20 protein-coding genes are annotated in these 22,458 nt (G+C 70.8%); 10 read left to right on the top strand and 10 right to left on the bottom strand.

The window, feature by feature from the left end:
• Positions 1-39 precede the first annotated feature (39 nt).
• The 5 genes from J7U37_RS23190 to J7U37_RS23170 form a co-directional block, all read right to left on the bottom strand.
• Positions 40-2,199 carry a TonB-dependent hemoglobin/transferrin/lactoferrin family receptor gene (locus J7U37_RS23190; protein ID WP_247637263.1) on the bottom strand — a complete coding sequence of 720 codons (2,160 nt, stop codon included), beginning with the start codon at positions 2,197-2,199 and terminating at the stop codon, positions 40-42.
• A 148-nt stretch (positions 2,200-2,347) separates the two neighbouring features.
• Positions 2,348-3,208, bottom strand: a complete 861-nt coding sequence (locus tag J7U37_RS23185; RefSeq protein WP_247637262.1) for a heme ABC transporter ATP-binding protein — start codon at positions 3,206-3,208, stop codon at positions 2,348-2,350.
• On the bottom strand, positions 3,201-4,304 hold the full coding sequence (locus J7U37_RS23180; RefSeq protein WP_247637261.1) for an iron ABC transporter permease: 1,104 nt from the start codon (positions 4,302-4,304) through the stop codon (positions 3,201-3,203). Before J7U37_RS23180 ends, J7U37_RS23185 begins: the two co-directional genes overlap by 8 nt.
• Positions 4,297-5,250, bottom strand: coding sequence for an ABC transporter substrate-binding protein (locus J7U37_RS23175; RefSeq protein WP_247637260.1), 954 nt, complete (start codon positions 5,248-5,250; stop codon positions 4,297-4,299). The genes J7U37_RS23180 and J7U37_RS23175 overlap by 8 nt, the downstream gene beginning before the upstream one ends.
• Complete coding sequence (locus J7U37_RS23170) at positions 5,247-5,387, bottom strand: hemin uptake protein HemP (RefSeq protein WP_200935910.1); 141 nt, start codon at positions 5,385-5,387, stop codon at positions 5,247-5,249. The genes J7U37_RS23175 and J7U37_RS23170 overlap by 4 nt, the downstream gene beginning before the upstream one ends.
• A gap of 196 nt (positions 5,388-5,583) precedes the next feature.
• Between J7U37_RS23170 and J7U37_RS23165 the strand changes: the two genes are divergently transcribed.
• Positions 5,584-5,889, top strand: coding sequence for an antibiotic biosynthesis monooxygenase (locus J7U37_RS23165; RefSeq protein WP_056181271.1), 306 nt, complete (start codon positions 5,584-5,586; stop codon positions 5,887-5,889).
• Positions 5,890-6,340: 451 nt separating this feature from the next.
• On the opposite strand, the gene J7U37_RS25215 is transcribed toward J7U37_RS23165, so the two are convergent.
• Positions 6,341-6,469 carry a hypothetical protein gene (locus tag J7U37_RS25215; RefSeq protein WP_274533541.1) on the bottom strand — a complete coding sequence of 43 codons (129 nt, stop codon included), beginning with the start codon at positions 6,467-6,469 and terminating at the stop codon, positions 6,341-6,343.
• 352 nt (positions 6,470-6,821) lie between these two features.
• Between J7U37_RS25215 and J7U37_RS23160 the strand changes: the two genes are divergently transcribed.
• A complete protein-coding gene (locus tag J7U37_RS23160; RefSeq protein WP_247637259.1) occupies positions 6,822-7,712 on the top strand; it encodes a LysR substrate-binding domain-containing protein in 891 nt (296 codons plus the stop codon).
• Between the two features lie 70 nt (positions 7,713-7,782).
• On the opposite strand, the gene J7U37_RS23155 is transcribed toward J7U37_RS23160, so the two are convergent.
• Entirely contained in the window at positions 7,783-8,832 is a 1,050-nt protein-coding gene (locus J7U37_RS23155) for a putative sulfate exporter family transporter (RefSeq protein ID WP_247637264.1), read from the bottom strand.
• A gap of 380 nt (positions 8,833-9,212) precedes the next feature.
• On the opposite strand from J7U37_RS23155, the gene rocF reads away from it, so the two are divergent.
• Both rocF and J7U37_RS23145 read left to right on the top strand, forming a co-directional pair.
• Positions 9,213-10,142: an arginase gene (gene rocF, locus J7U37_RS23150; RefSeq protein ID WP_056181003.1), complete on the top strand. Its 930-nt coding sequence runs from the start codon at positions 9,213-9,215 to the stop codon at positions 10,140-10,142.
• Positions 10,143-10,291: 149 nt separating this feature from the next.
• Positions 10,292-11,521: a sensor domain-containing diguanylate cyclase gene (locus tag J7U37_RS23145; protein ID WP_247637258.1), complete on the top strand. Its 1,230-nt coding sequence runs from the start codon at positions 10,292-10,294 to the stop codon at positions 11,519-11,521.
• Between the two features lie 75 nt (positions 11,522-11,596).
• Here J7U37_RS23145 and J7U37_RS23140 read toward each other — a convergent pair whose 3' ends face one another.
• Together J7U37_RS23140 and J7U37_RS23135 are read right to left on the bottom strand one after the other, a co-directional pair.
• Positions 11,597-12,052 carry an Rrf2 family transcriptional regulator gene (locus J7U37_RS23140; RefSeq protein ID WP_247637257.1) on the bottom strand — a complete coding sequence of 152 codons (456 nt, stop codon included), beginning with the start codon at positions 12,050-12,052 and terminating at the stop codon, positions 11,597-11,599.
• 382 nt (positions 12,053-12,434) lie between these two features.
• Positions 12,435-12,995, bottom strand: a complete 561-nt coding sequence (locus tag J7U37_RS23135) for a hypothetical protein (protein WP_247637256.1) — start codon at positions 12,993-12,995, stop codon at positions 12,435-12,437.
• 170 nt (positions 12,996-13,165) lie between these two features.
• Between J7U37_RS23135 and J7U37_RS25210 the strand changes: the two genes are divergently transcribed.
• The 3 genes from J7U37_RS25210 to J7U37_RS23125 all read left to right on the top strand — a co-directional run bounded on the left by J7U37_RS25210 (position 13,166) and on the right by J7U37_RS23125 (position 18,374).
• Positions 13,166-13,300, top strand: coding sequence for a hypothetical protein (locus J7U37_RS25210; protein WP_282104133.1), 135 nt, complete (start codon positions 13,166-13,168; stop codon positions 13,298-13,300).
• 94 nt (positions 13,301-13,394) lie between these two features.
• Positions 13,395-14,645, top strand: a complete 1,251-nt coding sequence (locus J7U37_RS23130) for a DNA repair exonuclease (protein WP_247637255.1) — start codon at positions 13,395-13,397, stop codon at positions 14,643-14,645.
• Between the two features lie 276 nt (positions 14,646-14,921).
• Positions 14,922-18,374: a YhaN family protein gene (locus J7U37_RS23125; protein ID WP_247637254.1), complete on the top strand. Its 3,453-nt coding sequence runs from the start codon at positions 14,922-14,924 to the stop codon at positions 18,372-18,374.
• A 24-nt stretch (positions 18,375-18,398) separates the two neighbouring features.
• Here J7U37_RS23125 and J7U37_RS23120 read toward each other — a convergent pair whose 3' ends face one another.
• Positions 18,399-19,169, bottom strand: coding sequence for an OmpW family outer membrane protein (locus J7U37_RS23120; RefSeq protein WP_247637253.1), 771 nt, complete (start codon positions 19,167-19,169; stop codon positions 18,399-18,401).
• A gap of 345 nt (positions 19,170-19,514) precedes the next feature.
• Between J7U37_RS23120 and J7U37_RS23115 the strand changes: the two genes are divergently transcribed.
• From J7U37_RS23115 to J7U37_RS23105, 3 genes are all read left to right on the top strand, one after another.
• On the top strand, positions 19,515-20,765 hold the full coding sequence (locus tag J7U37_RS23115) for a GGDEF domain-containing protein (RefSeq protein ID WP_247637252.1): 1,251 nt from the start codon (positions 19,515-19,517) through the stop codon (positions 20,763-20,765).
• 218 nt (positions 20,766-20,983) lie between these two features.
• Positions 20,984-21,997 carry an HD domain-containing phosphohydrolase gene (locus tag J7U37_RS23110; RefSeq protein ID WP_056180979.1) on the top strand — a complete coding sequence of 338 codons (1,014 nt, stop codon included), beginning with the start codon at positions 20,984-20,986 and terminating at the stop codon, positions 21,995-21,997.
• A gap of 147 nt (positions 21,998-22,144) precedes the next feature.
• Positions 22,145-22,458 (top strand): pilus assembly protein TadG-related protein (locus J7U37_RS23105; RefSeq protein ID WP_247637251.1); only part of this gene is annotated, 314 nt, incomplete at its 3' end.

The raw sequence follows: 22,458 nt of genomic DNA, 5'->3' as shown, positions 1-22,458 counted from the left end.
CCCCAACCCCAACCCCAGTCCCAGCGTCGATGACGGTCGTCACCGGGTCGCGAACGTGATGCTGATCGCCGCCTTGGCGACGAGGCCGGGGTTCGGCAGGGCGTTGAGGTACTGGGTGTAGCGCTTGTCGAAGGCGTTCTGCAGGATGAAATCCGCCTTGATCCGGTCGTTGACCCGGTAGGAGGCGAAGAAATCCACCAGCGCGTAGGCCTTGGTCGCCAGGATGGTGGCGCCGGGCGGGACGTCGGTGCGGGCGTCGACGAGGTTCAGGCGGGAGCCGACGGTCAGGCGGTCGTCGAGGAAGCGCAGGCCCAGGGTGGTGCTGATCCGGTCGGGCGGCACGGTGAGGAGGGTCTGGCGGGTGGCCCTGTCGCGGCCCTCGGTGTGGGTGGCCGCGAGGGAGACGAAGCCGCCACCCCAATCGTAGGCGCCCTCGAGCTCGACCCCCGAGAGCTCGCCCTGCGCGATGTTGAGGTACTGGAACGACTGGACCGGGATGACGCAGGGGAAGCGCCCCGGAATCCGGGCGCAGATCGAGGCCGGGATGCCCGCGAGGGCGGGCACGAAGTAGGTCGGTCCCACCGCCTCCATGTTGATGAAGTCGTCGATCTCATTCTGGAAGACGTTGAGCTTGGCGCGGAACACGTCGCCGGGGACCAGCACCTCGTTGTATCTCAGGTTGACGCCGCCCTCGACCGTGCGGGCCACCTCCGGGCGCAGGGCCGGGTTCGGCAGGATGCTGAAGGCCGGGAAGGGGTGGATGCCCTGGACCAGCGTCTCGGTGATCGAGGGCGCGCGGTAGCCCTCGGCGTAGGTGCCGTAGACCTCGATGCCGGCGAAGGGCGAGACCCCCACGGTGATCTTGGGCGAGACCCGGTCGCCGCTGGAGCGATAGGCGCCCCCCGACAGCGTGTAGGTGTCGTAGCGCAAAGCGCCGATCACCCGGAGCCAGTCGGCGTAGCGGATCTCGTCCTGCACGAAGGCGCCGGCGAGGGTGCGCGACCCCGAGGGCGTGAAGGCGCCGCCGAAGCCGCCGGCCCGGTCGCTGGTGCGCACACGATTCTGAACCAGATCGCCGCCGACCGTGAGGGCGTGGCGCAAGGGCCCTGTGTCGAAGCGGGCCGTGTTGTGGGCGTCGAAGCCCGTGGTCTCGAGGTCGTAGGTGATGCGGTCGCCCGCCCGGGTGCCGAGGCGGCCGTAGAGGCCGCTCGCGGTGTCCTGCAGGTAGGTCAGGTCGTTATGCGTGGTGGTGGCGTAGCCCTTGAGGCTGACATCGATCAGGGGCACGTCCGGCCGGGCGAATCGATAGCCCAGCGTATAGGTGTCGGCCTGCACCGCGTTGGCGAAGCGCGCACCGGCGTCGTTGGGGCCTGCATTGGTGAAGTCGAAGCGCTGCAACAGGGCCGTGCCGCTGATCTCGTGGCCGTCGGCGGGCCGGATATTGATCTTGGCGAGGCCCGCGGACAGTTCGTTGCCGGTGTCCGGCACCGTCGTGCCGAGGCCCTCGCGGTAGGGGCCGTTGTTGCGGAACACGAACTGCCCGAACACGTCGGCCGCCGTTCCGATGCGGGCGCCGAGCGCGGTCGCGTTCACGAAGCGCTGGCCGTTGGTGCCGAAGCCCTGCTTCTGCACGGCGCCGGCCGTCTCGTCGGGGGCCAGGATGTCGTCGATCGACCGGGTCCGGAAAGCCGCGACGCCGCCGATCGCGCCCGAGCCGTAGATGGTGGCGGTCGGACCCCGGGTGATGTCGACGCCGCCGACCAGTTCGGGATCGAGGTAGAACACGCCGTTGGCGCTGTGGCCCGAGGTCTGGAAGTCCTGGCGCGCCCCGTCGATCAGGACGTTGACGCGCCCGAAATCCTGCAGGCCCCGGATGTTGATCGCCTGGGCCGGATCGCTCGGGTTCTCCTGCGTGGTGACGCCGGGCACGTCGCGCAGCACCTCCGAGAGGCGGCTCGGCTGGATGCGGTCGATCTGCTCCCGGGTGACCACGCTCGTGCCCGAGAGGGCGTCGACCGCGCGGCCCGGGGTCTTCGTCGCGGTGACCGAGATGGTGTCGAGGCTGATATCGGCCCCGGGCGGCCCCCTCCGGGCCGGCGCCAGGCTCTGCGCCGAGGTCGCGTCCTGTGCCTGCGCCGCGCCGAGCGCCGTCATCGAGACGCCGAGCGCCAGCCAGGCACGGTGAGACAGTCGAGACATGGGTGCATCCGCCCAGAGCGCAGGGGAACCGTTGGCTGGCTGGCGGAGGGCTGGCTGGCTGATGTCCGGGTGGTCTGCGGTCCGGTCCGGGATGGGTCAAGCGACCGTGTCGGCCCTGAGTCTGGAAGCATTCGGATCTGCCAGCGGGTCAGTCTGCAGGGATTCCAGATCCGCTTGATTTCAAGGGGGTTTGTGACATTCCCGCCATACGCCGCGGCGGCAGCACGAAGGGCTGGCCGGGCTCCGGCAGCTGGCCGACCCGCCACGGCACGCCGAACACCCGCGCCAGGAGATCGTCCCGGATCACCGCGGCCGGCGGGCCGCGGGCGACGATCCGTCCGGCCTCCATCACCAGAAGGAGGTCGGCATAGGCCGCCGCGAGGTTGAGGTCGTGCAGGATCGCCACCACGGCGGCCCCCTCGGCGGCGACCCGCGCGGCGGCCTCGAGCAGGCCCGTCTGGTGGCGCAGATCGAGGCTCGCCGTCGGCTCGTCCAGGAAGAGCACCTGCCGCGGCGCCACCGTTCGCCCGGCCGCGATCTGGCACAGGGCGCGGGCGAACTGCACCCGGGCCTGCTCGCCGCCGGACAGCGTCGCGTAGGCCCGGTCCGCCAGTTGGGTGACGTCCGCCCGCCGGAGCGCGTCGGCCAGGAGCGCGTCGCGGGTCCGGCGGTCGAGGCGGCGGCCGATGCCGTCGAGGCCGATCCGCGCCACCTCGGCGGCGGCGAACGGGAAGGCCAGCCGCGTCGCCTGCGGCATCACCGCCCGCAGGGTCGCGAGGCGCCAGGGCGGGATCTCTGCCGCCGGTTCGCCCGCATAGGCGAGGCTGCCGGCCAGGGGCCGCAATTCGCCGCTGAGGAGCCGCAGCAGGGTGGATTTGCCGGCGCCGTTGGGGCCGACGATGACCTGCACCGTTCCGGGTTCGGCCTCGAAATCGGCCGCCTCCACCAGGCGCCGCCCGCCTGCCGCATAGGACAGGCCGCGGCCGACGAGCAGGGCGGACTCAATCATGCGCCACGCTCGACCGGCCCAGCAGGAGCCACAGGAAGGCGGGCGCGCCGACGAGCGCCGTGACGATGCCGATCGGCAGTTCGGCCGGCGCCACCACGAGGCGGGCCGCCACGTCCGCCAGCACCAGCAGCGTCCCGCCGAGGACGGCGCAGGCGGGCAGCAGCCGGCGATGCTCCGGGCCGATGAGGAGGCGCAGGGCATGGGGCACCACGAGCCCGACGAAGCCGATGACGCCGGCTGCCGCGACCCCGGCGCCCACCGCCAGGGCGACCAGCAGGATGACGCGGCGCTTCAGCCGTTCCACCGCGATTCCGAGATGGAAGGCCTCGGCCTCGCCGAGCACGAGGGCGTTGAGCCCGCGCCCGAGCCAGGGCACGAGGACGAGGACGGGCAGGATCGCGAGGGCGCTCGCCAGGACCTTGGCCCAGGTGGCTCCGCCGAGGCTGCCCAGCAGCCAGAAGGTGAGATCGCGCAGCTGCCGGTCGTCGCTGGCATAGACCAGGAGGCCGGTGAGTGCGCTGGCCAGGGCCGCCAGGGCGATCCCGGCCAGGAGCAGGGTCGCCACCGAGGTCCGCCCGGCCCGGGAAGCCACGACGTAGAGCGCGAGGGTCGCGGCGAGCCCGCCCAGGAACGCGGCGGCAGGCAGGATCGCTTCAGGCAGGATCGCATCGGGCAGCGGGCCGGCGAGGCCGAGGGCGGCGCGCAGGCGATCGCCGAGGACGATCACCGTCGCGGCGCCGAGGCCGGACCCGGCCGAGACGCCGACGAGGGCGGGGTCGGCGAGCGGGTTCCGGAACAGGCCCTGCATCAGGGCGCCGGACACCGCGAGGCCCGCGCCCACCAGGAGGCCCAGGAGGGTGCGCGGCAGGCGGATGTTGAGGATCACCAGGGCATCGCGGGCGGCGCCGGTATCGCCACCGCCGGGCTCCCCTCCCCCATGCAGCAGTATTGCGGCGACGCGGCCCGGAGGAATGGAGACCGCGCCGAGGCCGAGGGACATCAGCACGGCGCCTGCGAGGACCAGGCCGAGGATCGCCCAGACGACGAGGCCGGGCCTGCGCGCGCCGGATGGTCTCGCGGCCCGCGCCTCAGCCATGCCGGAGGTCCGGATAGGCGCGCCGCATCAGGGTGTCCGCCGCCTCGGGCGTGCGCGGCCCGAATCCCAGGAGCGTGAGCCCGTCCAGGATCACCAGCGCGTGGGCGGCCGCCGCCGGGGTCCGGCCCAGGGCGGTTCCGGGCGCGAACACCGTCTCTGGAGTCGGCGGGGTGCCCTCCGGCGCCATCATCACGACGAGATCCGGAGCGGCCGCCACGATCGCCTCATCGGTGATCGGCTTGAAGCCATCGAGGTCGGCGGCCGCGTTGCGAAGCCCGGCGAGCTTCAGGATGCCGTCCGCTGCGGAGTTGCGCCCGCCGACCATCACCCGGCCATGGGCGAGGGACAGAATGACGAGGGCCGGGATCGGGTGCTCGACCCGGCGGCGCGCTTGCGCCAGGGCGGTGAAGCGGTCCGCCACCGCCTGCGCGAGGCCGCCGGCCTCCGCCGCGAGCCCCGCGAGGCGGCCCACCTGCCGGATCTTCTCCAGCACCCCCTCGGCGGAGGGCGGTTCCCGAACCCAGCGTACCGGCACGCCCGCCTCCGCCACCAGGGCCAGCACGGCCGGGGGGCCCGCCCCCTCGGCGGCGATGACGAGATCGGGCGCCACGGAGAGCAGACCCTCGGCGGAGAGCGCCCGCAGGTAGCCGGCATTCGGCTTCAGCCGCTGGACCTCGGCCGGATAGAGGCTGGTGGTGTCGACGATGGCGATGCGCGGAGCGGCCCCGAGAGCCCACAGGATCTCGGTCACGGCGCCCCCCAGGGAGGCGATGCGGACGGCCGGCGCCTCTACCCGTGATGCCTCTGCCCGTGATGCCTCCGCCCGGGATGATTCCGCCCGTGATGATTCCTCCCGCGGCGCTTCCGCCCGCGCGGGCCGGACCATCAGCGCGCAGCCGGCGGCGAGGAGCGCGGCGCGGCGGGTCGAGGCGGGCGCGCGGGTCATTTGGTGAGGATCAGCTTGTCGTTGGCGGTGATCCGCAGGCGGTAGCGGTCGCTTCCGTGCAGGATGGTGATTTCGCGCTGCCCACGCAGGAGGGCCTGCGTGCTGACCTCCGCAGGCGCGCCTGGCGGCCTCGGCATCGCGGGGGCCTGGCTTGGGTGGGGCGCAGGGTTTGCGCCATCCGGGAAAGGCATGGGATCGAACTTCCAGGCTATGTCTTTTAGTTAAAACAACTAAAAAGAACGCTGACGAGCATGTATGCTGATAAATATTCTCGACAGCCATCGCAAGCGGGTCTATCGCACGGCTCTCATCAGATCATCCAAGAGGTTTTCCGTGTTTATCGCCATGAATCGCTTCAAGGTCGTCAAGGAGGCCCAGGCCGAATTCGAGCAGGTCTGGCTCACTCGCGACAGCCGCCTCGGCGAGATGGCGGGCTTCGTCGCCTTCGAACTGCTGCGCGGCCCGGAGGCCGACGACCACGTGCTCTACGCCTCGCACACCGTCTGGCAATCGAGGACCGATTTCGATGCGTGGACGCAGTCGGAGCAATTCCAGGCGGCGCATCGCCGCCTGCCCTCGGCGAATCCCCTCTACCACGGGCACCCGAGCTTCGAGGGCTTCGAAGCCATCCGGGCCTGATCCGGCAGGACAGGGCGAGGCGGCGCTTCGCGCACCGCAGGGTGGGGGAAGCAGCCCGACCGTTGGGACTTTGTTCGGTCGAAGCGTCAAGAGGACGGACCTTCGTGGTCGCGTCCGAAGTGCGCCCGCACCGGATATTCAGGGGCCGCCTGGCTTTCGAGGACGGCGCGATGTCGCGTTGAAAGGTCGGGTCAATGAATCTCGCCGCGTCGGACCGGTGATCGCGGCCGTCGTGACGGCACGGTCTGACGACCCGATCAGGAGTCTCGACGTGGCGTGCGGGTCCATTGCCGATCGTCCGGGGACGGCGCCTGGGAACGGCTTTCCGATCCTCGCCGGGTCCGCGGGGGTATCGATTCGGGCCGCTGGATCGGTCTCATCCCGCGGGATGGCCCGATGCTGCCGGGGCGCGGGCGCCGCGGCGGCTCGCCCGCGGCTGCGCGTCTGGTGATCAGGTGGCGGCTGGCCGGCCGCGCAGGAGGCCGCCGAAGCTGTGGAACGGCAGCCACAGCAGCTTCAGGAACGCCCGGATCGTCAGGACGGCGGCGACGGTGAAGAGCGCCAGCAGCGTTTTGATCATGGGGTAGACTCCTTGTCCGAGGCCGCAACGGCTGCGTGTTCCAGGATCCCGGCCGTTCCCAATGGGCTCGGAGAAACGGGCGGGATTAAGGACTGGCCGATGAATTTCCGACGCGCCGGCGCGATCGCGGCGCGAATGCCGTCCTCGGCCTCCGTCCCGTGCTCCCGCCCCGGCTCCCGCCCCGGCCCGTATCGCGGATCCACGGCGGTACGGGCGCGTGGCCAAGCTGGGGTCGCAGTGGTTAATAAAGCGTGGCGCGGGCCCGGGCGGGCGGTCCGCAAGGGACCCTGCTATGGACCTCGACCTCCCGTCATGACCCTCGACCTCCCGTCATGACCCTCGACCTCCCGTCATGACCCTCGACCAGTTGCGGATCTTCGTGGCGGTGGCCGAGCGCGAGCACGTCACCCGCGCCGCCGAGGCGCTGAACCTCGTCCAGTCGGCGGTGAGCACCGCCATCGCCACCCTGGAGGGCCGCCACGCCACCAAGCTGTTCCATCGGGTGGGGCGCGGCATCCAGCTGACCGAGGCCGGCCGGGTTTTCCTGGCGGAGGCGCGGGCCGTGCTGGCCCGGGCCGAGGCGGCCGAGCTGGTGCTTGCCGATCTCAGCGGGCTGCGCCGGGGCACCCTGGCGATCCAGGCGAGCCAGACCATCGCCAGCCACTGGCTGCCGCGCCACCTGGTGGCCTTCCGCCGGGCCTATCCCGAGATCGCGATCCGGCTGGAGGTGGGCAACACGGCGGACGCGGCCGCTGCCGTGCGCGAGGGCCGGGCCGAACTGGGCTTCGTCGAGGGCGTGCTCGACGATCCCGCGCTCGCCAGCGCCGATGTGGCCTGGGACGACCTGGTGCTGGTGGTGGCGCCCGGGCATCCCTTGGCGGAGGACCGGGCGATCGGCCTCGACGATCTCACGGCGACGCCGTGGGTGCTGCGCGAGCCCGGCTCCGGCACCCGCTCGGCCTTCGAGGCCGCGCTGGAGGCCAAGGGCCTGTCGCCCGGCCGCCTCACGGTGGCCCTGGAACTGCCCTCGAACGAGGCGGTGCAGGCCGCCGTCGCGGCCGGTGGCGGAGCGAGCGTGCTCTCGGCCTCGGTGGTCTCCGGGGGCCTGGGCGCCGGCACCCTGGTGCGGGCCCGGTTCGCCCTGCCGTCGCGGCCCTTCCGGGTCCTGCGCCACCGGGCGCGCTATCGCAGCCGCGCGGCGGATGCGCTGCTCGCCCTGATCGCGGCGGCGACCGAGGCCTGACGGCGGCCAAGGTCTTTCGTTTTCGTTTGTCGTGCCGGGATAACCGGTTTTCACGGATCCCTGCCAAACTCTACAGGATGCCGAGGCCGTGGATCAGCCCGAGGCTGACCGCGCCCAGCGCCAGCAGGGAGAGGATCACGGCACACGTCACCCGCAGGCCGGCCCGCGCCACGACCCGGACATCGACCCCGAGACCGAGGGCCGCCATCGACACCACGGTGAGGAGGTTGGCGCTGCCGGACAGGGCCGGAAGGGCCGCTTCGGGGATCAGCCCGGCCGAGCGCAGCCCCGCCAGGGCCAGGAAGGCGAGGATGAACCACGGCACCAACTGGTGCAGCGCGACGCGGCCCTCCGCCCGATCCCGTCCCGAATTCGGCCCCGAGTCCGGCCCTGGCAGGGGCCGGCTTAAAGAGAGCGCCAGCACCACGGGGCCGAGCATCAGAACCCGCACGAGCTTGACCAGGGTGCCGACCTGCACGCTGAGCAATCCGATGGGGGCGGTGGCGGCGAGGACCTGCGGCACGGCATAGACCGTGAGGCCGGCGAGCACGCCGTACTGCATCGGCGAGAGGCCGAGCAGCGGCACGAGCAGCGGCAGCAGCAGGACGACCAGCACGCCGAGCACCGCCGTGAAGGCGATGGCGGCAGCGACCTCCTCGCCATCGGCCCCGATGACCGGCGCGGTGGCGGCGATGGCCGAATTCCCGCAGATGGAATTGCCGCAGGCCACCAGCATCGCCATGCGGTGGTGCAGGCCGAGCGCCCGGCCGACACCGTAGCTCGACGCGATCGCGACCGCCACGACCCCCGCGATGCCGAGGAGGAGCCCGGGTCCCGCCGCCCACAGCGTGCCCAGGCTGAGCGAGGCGCCCAACAGCACCACGGCGACCTCCAGGACGGTCTTGGCCCCGAAGGCGATGCCGGGCTGCCAGCCCGGTGCCGGAACCCACAGGCTCCGGACCAGCGTGCCGATCAGGATGGCGAGGACCAGGGACTCGAGCCAGGCCCGGCCGAAGACGGCGACCTCGACCGCCTCGAGCAGCATCGCCCCTGCGGTGACCGCGAGGCAGAGCCCGAGGCCGGGAACCACAGTGCCGGAAATCACGGTGCCGGAAACCATAAGGCGCAGCGTCGCGGCGGCCGGGTGGCGATCTGCCGGTGGTGGTCGGATGGACATGGTCGGCTCCGGGTTGACGCCCGGACGGTCCCATAATGCCATCATTCTATCCAACAGAACGTCAAGATGACTTTGTTCAATAAATGAGATGAAAAAGGAATCGACGAGACCGTCCCGCAGGATCGTCATCGGAAAAGAGACGGTCTCGACGAAGATCGAGCGCGGATCGTGCCGGATCGCGGCACGTCCCTGGCAAGGGACGCTCCGGCAGGGTTGCAGGGTCGGCAGACCCGATTCTCGTTCGAGAGCGATCCGGGGCAAAAGGACTTTTCTCGGCAAGGGCGCGCGATCGGCCCTTCCGGCGACGCGAAGCGAGAGACCGCATGACGAACCGACGCTGCATCCTCCTCGGCGCCCGCGTCCAGGAGGGGGCCGGTCGCCTGGGCTGCGACATGGGGCCGAGCGCCTATCGGGCGGCCGGCCTGGCCGAGACCCTGTCGGGCCTCGGCCTCGACATCGTCGATGCGGGCGACCTCGCGCCGGCCGCCATCGTCGCGCGCGACCATCCGAACCGGGCGCTGCGCCATCTCGGAGCCTTCGCGGCCTGGACCGAGGTCCTGGCGGCGGCCGCCTATGCGCACAGCGCCGACGCGCTCCCGATCTTCCTCGGTGGCGACCACAGCCTGTCGGCCGGCACCCTGTCGGGACTCGGCCGCCGGGCGGCCCAGGAAGGGCGTCCGCTCTTCGTGCTCTGGCTCGACGCGCACGCGGATTTCCACACCCTCGACACCACGACGAGCGGCAACCTGCACGGAGTCCCCCTCGCCTACGCCACCGGGCGCCGGGGCTTCGCCGCCTTCCTGCCGGCGCCGCCCGCCCCCATCGACCCGCGCAACGTCTGCCTGATGGGCACCCGCAGCCTCGATCCGGCGGAGCGCGTGGCGGTGCTGGAGGCCGGCGTCCTGATCCACGACATGCGCAGCATCGACGAGGCCGGGGTCGTTGCACCCCTGCGGGCGTTCCTCGGCCGTGTCGCGGCGGCCGGCGGCCGGCTGCATGTCAGCCTCGACGTGGATTTCCTGGACCCCGGCATCGCCCCGGGGGTCGGCACGACGGTGCCGGGCGGCGCGACCTTCCGCGAGGCCCACCTGATCATGGAGATGCTGCACGATTCCCGCCTCGTCGGCAGCCTGGACCTCGTCGAACTCAATCCCTTCCTCGACGAGCGGGGGCGGACGGCGCATCTCATGGTCGATCTCGCCGCGAGCCTGATGGGCCGGACCGTGCTCGACCGGCCGACGCAGAGCTACTGATGCCGGATCGCGGCGGGCGGTTCGGCATGGCTTTCCGATCAAGTCGGAGCATCTCAGGATTGTAAAAAATTACCCAAGCTCGTGTGAGGTCTTTCGTAAGATGTCTTAAGATAATTCCGGGCATCGACAAGATTCAACGGGACCGCATCATGCAGGCCGAAGCGCAGTTCGAGGAGCAGGAGCGACTGGCGGCCCTCGATCGCTACGACATCCTCGACACCCCGCAGGAGGAAGTGTTCGACCGCATCACCCGGCTGACCCGGCGGATCTTCGACATGCCGATGTCGACCATCACGCTCATCGATGGACATCGCCAGTGGTTCAAGGCGCGGTCGGGCGTGGACGCCTGCGAGACCCCGAGGGGACCCGCCCTCTGCGATGTCGCGCGGCACGCGCCGCGCGCCCTCGTGGTCCCGGATACCACCGCCGACGATCGCTTCGCCCGCAATCCCTTCGTGGTCGGCGCGCCGCATATCCGGTTCTATGCCGGTGCGCCGTTGCGCACGCCGCAGGGGCACAGCATCGGCACCCTGTGCACCATGGATACGCGGCCGCGCCCCTTCCCCGACGATGCGGTCGCGTCGCTCACCGACCTCGCGAAGATCGTGATGAGCGAACTGGAGCTGCGTCGCATCGCCATGACCGACAGTCTCACGGGCGCCCTGTCGCGCGGCGCCTTCCGGGCGGAATGCGAACGCACCCTGGACCTGGCGCTGCGGCATCGCCACGCCCTGAGCTGCATCATGATGGACCTCGATCACTTCAAGGCCATCAACGACCTGCACGGCCACCCGGTCGGCGATCGGGTCCTGTCGGAGGTGGCCGAGAGCTGCCGCAGGGGGCTTCGGGTCTCCGACGCCTTTGGCCGGGTGGGGGGCGAGGAATTCGCGGTTCTCCTGCCGCACACCGATCTGGCCGCGGCGATGATCGTCGCCGACAAGCTGCGCGCGTCCGTCGTCCAGCTGCAGGTGCCGACCGCCCCCGGCACCCTTCGGGTGAGTGCCAGCTTCGGCGTCGCGGCGCTGGACGCCTCGGTGAACGGCCTCGATGCCCTCTTGGGGCATGCCGATGCCGCCCTCTACACCGCCAAGACCGGGGGGCGGAACCGCTGCGCGGCCTGGACGCCGACTGCCGCCCCGCTCCCGTCGCAGCCCCTGCGCCGTCGGGTGCTGAAGGCGGGCCAGATCACCTTCAACGGCGGTCGCTCGGTCCTCGATTGTACCGTGCGCGGCCTGTCCGAGACGGGGGCGGGCTTGCGGATCGTCAGCACGGCCGGCGTGCCGGAGACCTTCAAGCTGGCGATCGGGGCCGATGAGGTCTCCCGCCTGTGCCGGATCGTGCTCAGGAGCGAGGGACAGCTCGAAGTCGAGTTCGTCTGAGGGCAAGATATCAGGAGCAAGATCCCAGGAGCAAGATTCCAGAACAGGGACGTGTGCGGCGGCGGAAAGCCCGGTTCAGGCGAGCGCCCGGGCGTGGGATGGCTCGAGGCCGAGCAGGTCGGCGATCTCGGCCCGCGGTTCGCCGATCAGATCCGCCAGGGTGACCTGGTCGAGAACCGTCAGGAACGCGGTCAGCGCATCCGCCAGAACCTGCCGCAGGCGGCAGGCCGGAGTCAGGAGGCAGGCGCCTCCGGCGAAGCATTCCGCCATCGCGAAATCCTCCTCCGTGGCCCGGATGACGGTGCCGAGACGGATCTCCGCGGCCGGCTTTCCCAACCGCAGCCCGCCGCCGCGGCCGCGCATGGTCCGGATCATTCCCAATTGTCCCAGCTTGTGAACCACCTTGGTGAGATGGCTCTCCGAGATCCGATAGGCGCGGGCGATCTCCGCCGTCGAACTCTGACGTTCGCCGTTGACGCCAAGATACATCAGGATGCGGATGGCGTAATCGGTGTACAGCGTGAGCCGCATCGGGATTCCTTCGGACGTGCCAAGTTTAACTTCGCGAAGCGCTCGGCCTCCGCTTAGTGTTCAAGCTGGGTTTCACACCCTCTCCGCCATCATCCTCTCTGGGATTGCCTTCAGGCTCCCCAGATCGGCCGCGATATTCCGTAGGTTGCATTGAAATTGAATATCGCTCAGCGGAAATATTCGACGCTATACTCTTCCTAGTGATGTGTATCATAAATAAAGTCTGATCGAACAGGGAGTCCTGCTGCAAAATTTGATGTTTGTTATATTTTTTTGAGGGGACCGGACCGGATCGTCGACGACCCTGGTCCCGGCAGTCTCGGCCCAGACTGTCTCGGCCTACACGGCTCGCTTCAAGCCGGTGCGAGCCAAGCTGTCGCGATCACTCGGAGATGCGTGTCGAGGACCGAGGGGCGGTGCCGGACTGCCGGCGTTCTGCCCAGTCCCGGTCCCGCGCGGCCTGGGCGGCGCGGACCTCGGCGGACCAATGCTCCCATGCGGGATCGACGGGGCGCGGTCGCTTCGCCGCGCGGGTTGCCGCCCGTTTCCGCCGGGCCTCGTCCGCCTCCTTCTGCCGTCGCACCTCGTCGGCCGTGATCGGCTCGGGAGGCGGCTTCGGCTCACCAGCCCGCTTCGGGGCCGGGTCCGGCCGGGTCCACGGGGAGGGGCCGGTGGGCTGGGGCCGGCGCGGCGCATCCGCCGAGCCGGGTCGCGGCGCATGGGCTCGATCGACCAGGGCCAGCGCTTCGGCCAGGCTCAGGCCGGCCGCCGCGGCCAGTCGGGTCGCGGCGGCGCGCGCCGCCGCCCGTTCTCCGGACGTGGCGCCGCGCTCCATCAGCGCCCGACATTTCGCGAAGCGCACGCGATCCAGGATCGAGGGCTGTTTGATCGATGCTCCTTTGGACGTCTCGACGATCTCACCGAGGCGCAGCCCTACGCCCAAACTCGGCGCCCCGCTCCTGGTGATGGCGGTCATCCACAAGGCAGGCCCGATGCGGGGCGCGTGCGTCAGGGCACCGCGAACCGGCCCTCGGCCTTCCTACAACAAAGCGGGCCTCGGCCCCAGACATCACAGGTGACGCTTCGTTCCACATCCGGCCCAGGAGATGCCCCATGCTTGTCGCAGGTTCGATCCGCTGGCTCCTGGCCGTTTTCGCGTTGATCTCGCCGTTCGCTGCCGCGACCTGCAGCGACGCCGTCCGTCAGCCGGAACCGGAGACGAACGTGGTGTACCGCCACTTCCTGTAGGGTCTTCCGCATCGGGTCTTTCGCGGCCCCGTTGCATTCGGGGGCCAAACCCGCGACCTTGCCGGCCCGGCTCAAGGCCTCCGACCCGTCGAGCATGTCCGCCTTCACCTTCATCCACGCCGCCGACCTGCATCTCGGCAGCCCGCTGAGCGGGCTCGCCCTCAAGGATCCGGACATCGCCCGGCGCTTCGCCTCGGCCGGCCGACGGGCTTTCGAGGACCTCGTCACGGCTGCGATCGAGCGGAGCGTCGCCTTCCTGATCGTGGCCGGCGACGTCTATGACGGCGACTGGTCCGACAACACCATCGGGCTGTTCTTCGCCCGGCAGGTCGCCCGCCTCGACCGGGCCGGCATCCCGGTGATCCTGGTACGCGGCAACCACGACGCCGAGAGCGTCATCACCCGCTCCATCACCCTGCCGGCCTCCGTGCGCAGCTTCTCCGCGACCCGGGCCGAGACCCACCGCCTCGACGAGCTCAAGGTGGCGCTGCACGGGCGCAGCTTCCCCAACCGGGCGGTGGAGGAGAACTACGCCCTCACCTACCCGGCCGCCCTTCCGGGCTGGTTCAACATCGGCATCCTGCACACCTCCTGCACCGGCCATGCGGCCCACGCCACCTACGCCCCCTGCTCGGTGGCGGACCTGACGGGGCGGGGCTACGCCTACTGGGCGCTCGGCCACGTGCACGACTACGCCGAACTCGCCCGCGACCCCTGGATCGTGTTTCCGGGCAATCTCCAGGGGCGCAGCATCCGCGAATGCGGCCCCAAGGGCGCCGTCGCGGTGTCCGTCGCCGACGGACGGGTCCAGGGCGTGGAGCGCCTGATCGTCGACCAGGCCCGCTTCCACCACCTGGAGGTCGATCTCTCCGATCTAGCCGGCGAGCGCGAGGCCGTCGTCGCCATCGAGGAGGCCCTGCGTCCCCTCGGCGCGGCGGCCGCCGAGCGGCTCATGGCCGTGCGGGTGCGGCTGCACGGCGAGACCTCCGCCCATGACCGCCTCGCGGCCGACCGCGACGGGCTCACCGCCGAGATTCAGGCCGCTGCCCACCGCATCCACGAGGATCTCTGGCTGGAGCGCCTGAGGATCGAGACCGCCCGCCCGCGCCGCGCCGTCACCGAGGCGCGGCCCGACGCCTTCGCGGCCATCGATCCCGCCACCCTGCTGCAGGCGGTGGACCGCGACCCCGAGTTCCGCGCCCGCGCCCGGGCGGCGCTCGCCGAGATCACCACCAAGATGCCGGGCGTCCTCGCCGAGGCGGAGGATTTCGGCGCCGATCTCGATGCGCTCTGCGCGGAGGCCGAGGCGGTGATCCTCGGTCGCCTCTCCGGCCGCACGTGCTAGAGGCTTTCGTTCTCGTTTGTCCTGTCGGGAGAACCGGTTTCCACTTAACTCCCTGACAAACGCCAGACGGCGGCTCGGCGGAGCGGGCGTGTCGCTGGTCCGCAACCGGCGCCCGTCCCTGGCTCATGTCTCCGGTGCACGTTCCGGAAAACGGCTCGGGAGATGGCGGGGTGACGGGTCTGCCATGTGCGGGGCCCGACCGGCCGCTTGCGGAGATCGCCGGCGGGGACCAAACGTCGGACTCCGACTCCCGGACACTCGCCGCCCAAGGTCCCGATGCGTCTCCTCTCGCTGGCCCTCGAACGCTACGGCCCCTTCACGGGCCGTACCGTCACGTTTCGTGAGGATGCGCGCCTGCACGTGGTTCTGGGGGCCAACGAGGCCGGCAAGAGCTCGGCCCTGAGCGCCGTCACGGATCTCCTGTTCGGCATCGAGACGCGCACCCGCTACGACTTCCTGCACGACATGCCGCAGATGCGGATCGGCGCCGAGATTCGGGCCGCCGACGGTCGCCGCCTCGGCTTCCGGCGGCGCAAGGGCACCCGGAACACCCTCGTGGATGCCGCCGACGCGGCCCTGCCCGAGGACGCCTTGGCGCCCTTCCTCGGCGGCCTGTCGCGCGACGTGTTCTGCCGCGCCTTCGGCCTCGACGCCCGCTCGCTGCGGGCGGGGGCGGCCGAGATGATGGATGCCGAGGGCGAGGTCGGCGCCAGCCTGTTCGCGGCGGCCTCCGGCCTGCGCGGCTATAGCGGCCTCCAGGCCGAACTGGACGGGGAGGCCGCCGGCATCTTCATGCCGCGCGCCGCCCAGAGCCGGACCTTCTACCAGGCACTCGGCCGCTACGACGAGGCCCGCAAGGCGATCCGTGCCGGGGAACTCCGGGCCGGCGACTGGCGCGACCTCAACGGCGAGATCGAGGCCGCCGGCGCCGCACTCGACGAGATCAAGGCGGCGCGAGGGCGCCTCGCCGTGGAGCAGGCCCGCCTCGCCCGGCTGCGCCGGGTCGGACCCCTGCTCCAGGCCATCGACGCGGTGGCCCTGCGGGCCGAGGCCGAGGCCGATCTGGTCACCGTCCCGGAGGCCTGGATCGATCGGCTCGGACAGGCGCTGGCGAGCCTGCGGGCGACGGGCGAGGCCGTCACCCGCACCGAGGCCACTGCCGCCGAGGCGGTCCTGGCCCTGGAGCAGGTGCCGGTGGACGAGGGTGTGCTCGCCCGCGCCGACGCGATCCTGGAGGCCTTCCGCGGCACCGACCGCTTCGACAAGGGCGGCCTCGACCTGCCCCGCATCCAGGGCGAGGCCGACGGCTTCGCCCGCGAACTGGCCCAGCTCGCGGCCCGGATCGGGCTGCCCGATGCCGAGGTCCTGCGCGCCCGCCAGCCGTCCGACTCGGCGCGCACCCGCATCGAGGGCCTGATCCGCGCCGGCCGCGAGGACGCCGCCGCGCTCGCTCGCCTGCGCCAGGACCTCGCCGCCCGCCGCAGCGAGCGGGACCGGCTCGCCGCCGCCCTTCAGGGCGCCGGCGGCCTCGTCGATCCGGCTCCGCTGCGGGCCGACCTCAAGCCCTTCGCCACCCTGCGGCGCGACCTCGACCGGCGCGACGACCTCGACGGTGCCCTGACCCGCGAGGCCGCCTCGATCCGGACGCAGGCCGCGCGCCTCAGCCCCCCGATCCCGGATCTGGCGGCCTTCACCGCCGGGCGCCCACCCTCGGCCGAGGCGGTGACGCGATACCGGCGCACCCTCGACACGGCGATGCGCGAGCGCGACCGGGCCGCCGACCGGCTGTCGATGGCGGAGACGGCGGTGGCCCAGCGCCAGGCCCGTCTGCGAGCCCGCGCCGCCGGGCGGCCGATCCCGACGCGGGACGACCTCCTGGCCCTGCGCAACCGCCGCGACGGGCTCCTGGCCGCCCTCCCCGGCGGGGCGCCGGAGGATTTCGCCCGCTTCGGCGCGGCCCTGGCCGCCACCGATCGCGCGGCCGACGATCTCGTCGCCGATGCCGCCCGTGTCGCCGAGCAGGATGCCGATCATCGCAGCCTGGAGGCCGAGCAGGCCGAGGCCGCCGCCGCCGCGGAGGCGCTCGCCGCCTGCGACGCCCGCCTCGCTGAGGGCGCGAGTGCCTGGCGCGCGGCCTGGGCGCCGTGCGGAATCGACCCCGCCGCCCCGGCCGAGATGGCCGCCTGGCTCACCGAGGTCGAGACCCTCCAGGATTCGGCCCAGGGTCTGGAAACCACCCGGCTGGAGCAGGCCCGCATGGCCGCCCGGGTCGAGGCCTGCCGGGCGCCCCTCGCCGATCTCAGCCGCCGGGCCGGCCTGTCCGACCTCGACGGCCTCGATGTCGGGCGGATGCTGGCCCGGCTCGAGGACCGGCTCGCCGAACTCGCCCAGCGCTGGGACACGGTGCGCGAGGCCAAGGGCCGCGCCGAGGCGGCCGCCGAGCAGATCGGCGCCACCGAGGCGGCCCTTGCCGACGGGGTGGCCCGGCAGGCGGCGTGGCGCACGGCCTGGGGGCCTGCCCTCGCCGAACTCGGCTTGGCGGCCGAGGCCGGGCCGGACGAGGCCGAAGCGGCCCTCGTGGCGTGGCGGGCGGTGCCGGCGGCCCTGTCCGAGCGCGACAACCGCCTCGCCCGGGTCAACGGCATCCTGCGCGACCTCGACGCCTATCGGGGCGCGGTCGCGCGCCTGACCGAGGCGGTCGCGCCCGATCTCGCCGCCCTGCCCCCCACGGCCGCGATGAAGGCGCTCCACACCCGTCTGCAGAACGCCCTCCGGGGCGAGACCCGCCGGACCGAGCTGGCGCGCCAGCGCGACGCGGCCGAGGCCGCCCGGGCGCAGGCGGCCCGGGCGGCGGAGGGCGCGCGCGCCGAACTCGCCGGCCTGCTGGCGGAGGGGCCGGCGGGCGCCTTGCCGCCCGGCACCGATCCGGAGGTGCTGCATGCCCGCCTGACCGCCCGCCGGGCGTGCCAGGCCGAGCTTGCCGAGCGGCGGGCCGAACTGGCGCGCATGGCCGACGGCCATGCCGAGGCGGACCTGCGGGACGAACGCGCCGCCCTGACCGGCGACGACATCGAGGGCCTGCTCGCGAATCTCGCGGCGGAGGAGGACGACCTCGACCGGCGCGGAAAGATCGCCTTCGCCGATCGCGACCGGCACGAGCGCCGCCGTGCCGAACTGGAGAACGGCATCGGCGCCGAACTGGCGCTCGCCCAGCGCAAGGCGGCGGAGGCCGAGCTTCAGGCCAATGCCCGGCACTGGGCGGTGCTCAAGCTCGCCAGCCTGATGCTGGGGACCGCCATCGGCCGGCACCGCGCCGGCCAGCAGGACCCGCTCCTCACGCGTTCGGGCGACCTGTTCCGGGCCCTCACGGGTGGAGCCTTCTCGGGCCTCGCCCAGGATTACGACGCCTCCGACACGCCCCGCCTCGCCGGCCGGCGCGCCACCGGCCCCCTGGTTCCCGTGGAGGGCCTGAGCGAGGGCACCCGCGACCAGCTCTACCTCGCCCTGCGGCTGGCCTACCTGGAGGATTACGCCACCCGCGCCGAGCCCGCCCCCTTCATCGGCGACGATCTCTTCCTCACCTTCGACGATGCCCGCACGGCCCACGGACTCGAGGCCCTCGCGGCGGTGGGCGACACGATCCAGCCGATCTTGTTCACCCACCACCGGCACGTGGCGGACCTCGCCCGGGCGCGGCTCGGCGATGCGGTGGACGTGCTCGATCTGTAAGGGGCGCCGGCCGGACGGGACGGCTCAGAAGCGGTAGCCGAGGCCCGCACCCACGACGAACATGTTCAGGTCGACCGCGACCGCCACGCCGGCGATCGTGTAGGACTGGCGCGGCACGAAGACGTACTTCGCCGAGGCGTTCCCGAACCAGTTGCCGATGAGGTGATAATCGAAGCCGGCCTGGAGCACGGCGCTGGTCTGCGCCTTGAGCGAGAAGTCGGGAATCTCCTTCGCTGGGTTGATCGCGATGGGGGCGGTCACGGCGACGCCGACCCCGAGATAGGGATTGAAGCGCGCGCCGGGCAGGAGGTGATACTGCACGATCGCCATGGCGGCGGCGTTCCAGATCGATCCGATCGCCAGGTCGCCGACCAGCGAATTCCGGATCTTCGGGCGAATCCGGACCGCGCCGACCTGGCCCTCGATGGCGATGTGATCCGTCAGGAAGTACGACACGTCGCCGTCCGGCAGGAGAGCGGTGGGCGTCTTGTTCTGCCCGCCCACGATGGCGATGCGGGAGGTCTGCTCGACGGGGATCGTCCCCATCAGGCGGCCGCGCACGAGCCAGTCCCCGGCCCGCAGGCCCGTCTCCGTTCTGTCGGGGGGCGGGGGTGACGGCTCCGCCGTATCGAGGGAACGCGGGGGCGGCTCCGCCGCCTGGGCAGCCCCGACTCCCGGCGCGAGCGCGAGGCAACCGGCCAAGCCGCCGATCAAGCTGCGGGCCAAGCCGCCGGCCAAGCCGCCGATCAAGCAACCGGAGAGGACCAGGCTTGCGGGAGCGGGGAGCGTCGACATGGGGTGTGCTTTCGGAGGTCCGGACCGCGCGACGATCTCGGGGGCTCTAAGGACCGGAGCGGCGAAGCGTTCCGAGGGGTCCAGGCATGACCTAGCCAGGAGAGTTGATAAAACTCTTAAGTATGCTGATTTCCGTGTCTTTAAATGTCGGTCTCTAGGGTCTTACAGGTGAATAACCACCGGTTGCATTTATATTATTCAGATAAAAGTCAGAATATCGATGTGTGCCGATGATGTGCGTCCCCGGGGATCTCGGTTTCTCTTGAATGAGAAGAGCTATGATCGTCATCAGTGACCGGAAGGATTGTTTGACGGCGAGTTCGTTCTTGCCGGGAGCGATATGCAATGATGCTTGATCTCTATACGCTGCACTTTGCCAGCGCTGCCAGTCGGTGCGCCTACGTCGTCGTTTTCCTCGTGATGGCCCTTAGCCAGCGCCAGCAGACGTATCTTTGGCAATGGATGGGCGCCATGGGAGCGTCGATGCTCGGGTCGCTCATCATGATGCGGGTTCCTTCGGAGACTTCGCCTCCGTTCTGGATCACGATGATCGTCTATTGGCTGTACGGCGGAAGTCTGGTCCTGTCTTGGACGGGCCTGCGCAGCTTCTTCGGCCGCCCCGTGAGGATCGATCTCGCCCTCGCGCTGGTTGCCCTTCCGGGCGTCCTCCACCCGCTCCTGCTCTGTGCCGGGGCCTCCACCCGGCTGGCCTTCGCCGCCGTCTTCGCCTGCTGCCTCGTCGTGGTCCTCCTGGCGGCCTACGAGACGGTGCGCCTGTCGCCCGGCACCGAACGTCTCTGGTCGCAGTCGATCGAGTCCTTCGCCTTCGGGTGCTATGCGCTGGTCTTCGTCGCCTCGATCACGGTCCTGGTCGGGACCGACTGGCCGATGGCCTCGGCCGAGAGCGAGCGCGCCTCCATGATCCTGGATCAGGTCATGGGCGTCTTCGTCTATTTCGGATATGTCGCGATGGCGGCCGAGCGGGCCAATCGCACGCTGCTGCGTCAGGCCGAGACCGATCCGCTCACGGGGTTGTCCAACCGCCGCGGCCTGCAGAAGATGCTGCGGCACCGCTTCCCGGCCCCGGGCCAGCATCCGGCAGGCGGCGTCCTGATTCTGGACATCGACCGGTTCAAGTCCATCAACGACCGGTATGGCCACGAGGGCGGGGATTTCATCCTGGCCGCGTTCGCGGCCCGGATGAAGGCCACCCTCAGGGCGACGGACATGATCGCGCGCTGGGGCGGCGAGGAGTTCCTCGTCGTGCTTCCGGGGGCCAATCCGCAGGAACTTCTGCTCGTCGCCGAACGATTGCGGGTGAGCGTCGCGGACCGGCCGTTTCTCCTTCCGGCCGGGGCGCTGCCCGTGACGGTCAGCATCGGGGCCGCCATGATGGGGCCGGACGAGCCGAGTTTCGAGGGCGTCACGCAACGGGCCGACACCGCGCTCTACCGGGCCAAGGCCGAGGGCCGGAATCGCGTCTGCCGCGAGCCGACGCCCCCACCGGAATCCGGGCGGGCGGTCCAGGGCGTCGACCTGTCGCTCGCTCCCTTGCCATCTGCGGCCCTGCCGCTCGCCGAACTGCGTCTGGTCTAGGTGCGTAATCCTGTGGTGTGATCCTGTGGTGTATCCTGGGCCGACCACCGCGCTCGATCCGGTCGGCCCCGGTCACCGATCGGCCTTCGGTGAGGCCTGCGCTTTCATCTCCGATCCAGGAGGACGCCTCGTGCCCGGGCGCTTTCGTTAAGTGCCGGGCGATAGGCCTTCCCGGTCAGGAAAAACTCAACACGGCAGATGGAACCAGGGTTGCTCCGATGTTCGTCCTCATTCTGGATGATGCGCCGCTCAACAACATGCTGATGGTCGAGGCCATTCGCGACCTGCCGGGCTGCATCCCGCGCGATTTCCTCGATCCCGCGGATGCCCTGGCCTTCGTCCGCGAGAATCCGGAGGAGATCGGCGTCGCGATCTGCGATTTTGAGATGCCGGGCATGAGCGGCATCGACTTCATCCGGACCGCCCGCATGGTTGCGGGCTTCGAGCACGTTCCGGTGATCATGGTGACGAGCCTGGACCAGCGCAGCCTGCGCCGGGAGGCCCTCGCCGCAGGAGCCACCGATTTTCTCAACAAGCCCTTCGATCCCATCGAGGTGCGGTCCCGCGTCACGAACCTTCTGGCCCTCAACCAGGCGCGCCGGGTGCAGATCGACCGCGTGGCCTGGCTCGATCGCGAGGTGAAGGCCGCCACGGCGCTGATCGCCGCGCGCGAGCGCGAGATCATCAACCTGCTGATGAAGGCCGCCGAACATCGCGATACGGAGACCGGCAACCATGTGGCGCGGGTCGCGGAATCCGTGACCCTGATCGCCGAAGAACTGGGGCTTGCCCCGGAGAGGGTGGAGCAACTCAGTCTCGCCTCCACCATGCACGACGTCGGCAAGATCAGCGTTCCGGATGCCATTCTGCGCAAGCCCGGACGCCTGTCGGAGGAGGAGCGGCGCGAAATGGAGACGCATGCCGAACGGGGCCGCCGCATCCTCGAAGGCAGCGCCTCGCACCTCGTCCAGCTCGCGGCAGAGATCGCCGCAACCCATCACGAGCGTTGGGATGGTGGCGGCTATCCGGCCGGTCTCAGCGGAGAGGACATTCCGCTCTCCGGGCGGATCGTCGCGGTGGCGGACGTCTACGATGCGCTCACCTCCGACAGGCCCTACAAGAAGGCCTGGTCGCATACGGATGCGGTGCTCCACCTCCAGGCGGAATCCGGTCGTCATTTCGATCCCGCTTGCGTCGATGCCTTTCTGAAGGGACTCGGCCGCCGGGCATGAGGCCGGCCGGACTCATTCCCATTCCCCGTTATTTCTCGCGTCAGGAAGATTTGCCTTAATCCTGATCCGCGCCACTGGGCGATGAATGGAAGTTTTCGGCAAACAAGCTCAGGATGTCGATAAACGGTCCTGAGGCAACGTGGCCTCATGAGAGCCGACAAAGCCGTCACGCCTGCTACCACGTCTGCTATCAAGTCTGCTGCCGGGTTTCGCGCGAGCCAGAGCGGCGGCGTCCTTGTTCTTGCAGCCCTCGTCTTCCCGGTCCTGACGGGTCTGAGCGCTGTGGCCATCGACTATGCCTCGCTGGTCAAACGGCGGGCCGAGCTCCAGCGCACCGCCGACAGCGGCGGCATCGCGGGCGTCAACCCGTTCAAGCTCGCGAATGCCGACGATGCGGCGGCGATCCGGACCGCGAAGGAGCGGCGCAGGGCGACGCACCTCCGCCTCGCCCTCCCTCCCTC

This window comes from Methylobacterium sp. 37f (assembly GCF_023093475.1).
Lineage (GTDB): Bacteria > Pseudomonadota > Alphaproteobacteria > Rhizobiales > Beijerinckiaceae > Methylobacterium.
This window is presented reverse-complemented; position numbering and strand designations above follow the sequence as displayed.

Bases quoted from the DNA above. Each gene is read 5' to 3' on its own strand.
- J7U37_RS23190 (WP_247637263.1), bottom strand. From the start codon at position 2,199: ATGTCTCGACTGTCTCACCGTGCCTGGCTGGCGCTCGGCGTCTCGATG.
- J7U37_RS23185 (WP_247637262.1), bottom strand. From the start codon at position 3,208: ATGATTGAGTCCGCCCTGCTCGTCGGCCGCGGCCTGTCCTATGCGGCA.
- J7U37_RS23180 (WP_247637261.1), bottom strand. From the start codon at position 4,304: ATGGCTGAGGCGCGGGCCGCGAGACCATCCGGCGCGCGCAGGCCCGGC.
- J7U37_RS23175 (WP_247637260.1), bottom strand. From the start codon at position 5,250: ATGACCCGCGCGCCCGCCTCGACCCGCCGCGCCGCGCTCCTCGCCGCC.
- J7U37_RS23170 (WP_200935910.1), bottom strand. From the start codon at position 5,387: ATGCCGAGGCCGCCAGGCGCGCCTGCGGAGGTCAGCACGCAGGCCCTC.
- J7U37_RS25215 (WP_274533541.1), bottom strand. From the start codon at position 6,469: ATGATCAAAACGCTGCTGGCGCTCTTCACCGTCGCCGCCGTCCTGACG.
- J7U37_RS23160 (WP_247637259.1), top strand. From the start codon at position 6,822: ATGACCCTCGACCAGTTGCGGATCTTCGTGGCGGTGGCCGAGCGCGAG.
- J7U37_RS23155 (WP_247637264.1), bottom strand. From the start codon at position 8,832: ATGGTTTCCGGCACCGTGATTTCCGGCACTGTGGTTCCCGGCCTCGGG.
- rocF (WP_056181003.1), top strand. From the start codon at position 9,213: ATGACGAACCGACGCTGCATCCTCCTCGGCGCCCGCGTCCAGGAGGGG.
- J7U37_RS23145 (WP_247637258.1), top strand. From the start codon at position 10,292: ATGCAGGCCGAAGCGCAGTTCGAGGAGCAGGAGCGACTGGCGGCCCTC.
- J7U37_RS23140 (WP_247637257.1), bottom strand. From the start codon at position 12,052: ATGCGGCTCACGCTGTACACCGATTACGCCATCCGCATCCTGATGTAT.
- J7U37_RS25210 (WP_282104133.1), top strand. From the start codon at position 13,166: ATGCTTGTCGCAGGTTCGATCCGCTGGCTCCTGGCCGTTTTCGCGTTG.
- J7U37_RS23130 (WP_247637255.1), top strand. From the start codon at position 13,395: ATGTCCGCCTTCACCTTCATCCACGCCGCCGACCTGCATCTCGGCAGC.
- J7U37_RS23125 (WP_247637254.1), top strand. From the start codon at position 14,922: ATGCGTCTCCTCTCGCTGGCCCTCGAACGCTACGGCCCCTTCACGGGC.
- J7U37_RS23120 (WP_247637253.1), bottom strand. From the start codon at position 19,169: ATGTCGACGCTCCCCGCTCCCGCAAGCCTGGTCCTCTCCGGTTGCTTG.
- J7U37_RS23115 (WP_247637252.1), top strand. From the start codon at position 19,515: ATGATGCTTGATCTCTATACGCTGCACTTTGCCAGCGCTGCCAGTCGG.
- J7U37_RS23110 (WP_056180979.1), top strand. From the start codon at position 20,984: ATGTTCGTCCTCATTCTGGATGATGCGCCGCTCAACAACATGCTGATG.